Annotated in this window: 2 protein-coding genes; one reads left to right on the forward strand and one right to left on the reverse strand. The window is 63.0% G+C overall.

Features of this window, described 5'->3' with window-relative positions; translation table 11 throughout:
• On the reverse strand, positions 1–497 hold a 497-nt coding region (locus tag VFW84_RS14130; protein ID WP_414639002.1), incomplete at its 3' end, for a cyanophycin synthetase family protein.
• Positions 498–665: 168 nt separating this feature from the next.
• Here VFW84_RS14130 and VFW84_RS14135 point away from each other — a divergent pair.
• On the forward strand, positions 666–2,641 hold a 1,976-nt coding region (locus VFW84_RS14135), incomplete at its 3' end, for an ABC transporter ATP-binding protein (protein ID WP_329681102.1).

Consider the following 2,641-nt stretch of genomic DNA (forward strand, 5'->3'; position numbering starts at 1 on the left):
GGGCCGAGGTAGTAATCGTCGATATGCGTGCGGACTTCTTCCACCGCCTTGGCCACATCGAAGGGCTCGTCGTTGATGGCGGCCATCAGCAGGGCGTGGCCTTCCTTCAGGGCGGTGCGGGCCACTTGCTCGTCACGTGCACGGAACACCATGCGGTAAACGCCGTGCTGCGAGGTGCTGCGGGTCTGGCCAAAACCGGTGGGCATGCCCGCCAGGTTCAGCAGTTCGATGACGACGTGCTCCAGGATGTGCCCTGCCCAGGTACCTTCGGTCAAACGCTCGATGAAACCGCCCCGTTCGCCCACGCCGCAGTGGTGCTCCACCAGGGCGGGCATCAGCTTGGTGAGGCGTTCATTGAAGCCGGGCAGCTTGTTGGAGGGGTAATCCTCCAGCTCGCCCAGGTCCAGCCAGACTTCCAGCACCGGACGGTAAGTCCAGATGTTGGGGCCGCGCAGGTAGTTGATGCGCAGCAGCTTGATGTCGTTCTTTTTGCTCATGTCCAGCGGGGGTAAAGCGTCCGTTTGGTCAGTCGGACCGGCTGGGGAATCGGGTAAACCCGTGATTGTGCCTTGCTTAACGCGCCCCATCGCCTGGCAATGGGGGAAAATGGCGGGCTTCGCTCGGAGGTCATCCGAACAGGTGCCCTCACGCGTTAGTACCGAACCATGCACAAAAACCATCCAGTTGACGCCCACAGGCATCATGCCGACCAAGACCCGACCAGCGCAGAATTGCAGCTGGCCTCAGATGAAAACGTATTGAGTCGGCTGGAGGTTGACTTGGACGCTCAACTTCGGTTCAAAGCGTCCCCGATTGTGCTGACCGACCAGCGTCTGCTGGCCCGTGCCCCAGGAGAAACCACCTGGCAAAGCTGGCCCCTGACGCCGGATCTGCAACTGCGCCAGCAAGATCACGCCGGCGTCGGCACCCTGGAATTGCACAATGCGGATCAGCGTGTCGCATTCTGGCGTTTCACGCTGGACGTTCAGGTGCAGGTGCTGCGCCTGCTGGAACAGTTCGAACGCCGCCAGCTCACCCTGAAAACCGGACAAGCCCCCGAAGAGGACGACAGCACCCAGTGCCCGACCTGCAAGGCCCAGCTGCCACCGGACAGCGATGAATGTCCGGTTTGCACCCGTGAACTGCAGACGCCCCCCTCCACCTGGGTGCTGCTGCGCCTGTGGCGCTTCGCCAAGCCTTACCAGGGGCAACTGCTGGCCGGCTTCCTGCTGACCCTGGCCTCGACCGCCGCCACCCTGGTGCCGCCCTACCTGACCATCCCGCTGATGGACAAGGTGCTGATTCCCTTCCAGACCACCCGCACCATCGATCCCTGGCTGGTGGCCATGCTGATGGGTGGCCTGCTGGGCTCGGCCTTGCTGGCCTGGGGCCTGGGCTGGGCACGCACCTACCTGCTGGCCCTGGTGTCCGAGCGCATCAGCGCCGATCTGCGCACCACCACATTCGACCACCTGCTCAACCTGTCGCTGGACTACTTCGGCAGCAAGCGCACGGGGGATCTGATGTCGCGCATCGGCTCCGAAACAGACCGCATCAGCGTCTTCCTGTCGCTGCACGCGCTCGATTTCGCCACCGATGTGCTGATGATCGGCATGACCGCCGTCATCCTGTTTTCCATCAACCCCTGGCTGGCCCTGGTCACCTTGATCCCCCTGCCCTTCATCGCCTGGATGATCCACCTCGTGCGCGAGAAGCTGCGCACCGGTTTCGAGAAGATCGACCGTGTGTGGGGCGAGGTCACCAATGTGCTGGCCGACACCATTCCCGGCATCCGCGTGGTCAAGGCCTTTGCGCAGGAGCACCGCGAATCCAGGCGCTTTCATGACGCCAACGCCCACAACCTGGAGATCAACGACAAGCTCAACAAGACCTGGTCGCTGTTCTCGCCCACGGTCGCCCTGATGACGGAAATCGGGCTGCTGGTGGTGTGGTCCTTTGGCATCTGGCTGGTGTCGAAGGAACAGATCACCGTGGGTGTGCTCACCGCCTTCATCGCCTACATCGGCCGCTTCTACGGCAGGCTGGATTCGATGAGCCGCATCGTGTCGGTCACGCAAAAGGCGGCGGCGGGCGCCAAGCGCATCTTCGACATCCTGGACCACGTCTCGAACGTGCCCGAGCCCACCAACCCGGTCAAGCTGCCCTCGCTGCAAGGCGGCCTCACCATGGAGAGCATCGGCTTTCGCTATGGCAGCCGCTCGGTGATCCGTGGCCTGAACCTGGAGATCAAGCCCGGCGAGATGATCGGCCTGGTGGGCCACAGCGGCTCGGGCAAGAGCACGCTGGTCAACCTGATCTGCCGCTTTTATGACGTGACCGATGGCGCGATCAAGGTCGATGGTGTGGACATCCGCCGCATTGGCGTGTCGGACTTCCGCAAGCACATCGGCCTGGTGTTGCAAGAGCCGTTTTTGTTCTTTGGCACGATTGCCGAGAACATCGCCTACGGCAAGCCGGATGCGACCCGCGAAGAGATCGTGGCTGCAGCCCGTGCGGCCCATGCGCACGAGTTCATCCTGCGCCTGCCGCAAGGGTATGACTCGCTGGTGGGCGAGCGTGGCCAGGGCTTGTCGGGTGGTGAGCGCCAGCGCATCTCGATTGCACGCGCGCTGCTGATCAA

This window comes from Aquabacterium sp., assembly GCF_036279655.1.
Classification (GTDB): domain Bacteria; phylum Pseudomonadota; class Gammaproteobacteria; order Burkholderiales; family Burkholderiaceae_C; genus Aquabacterium.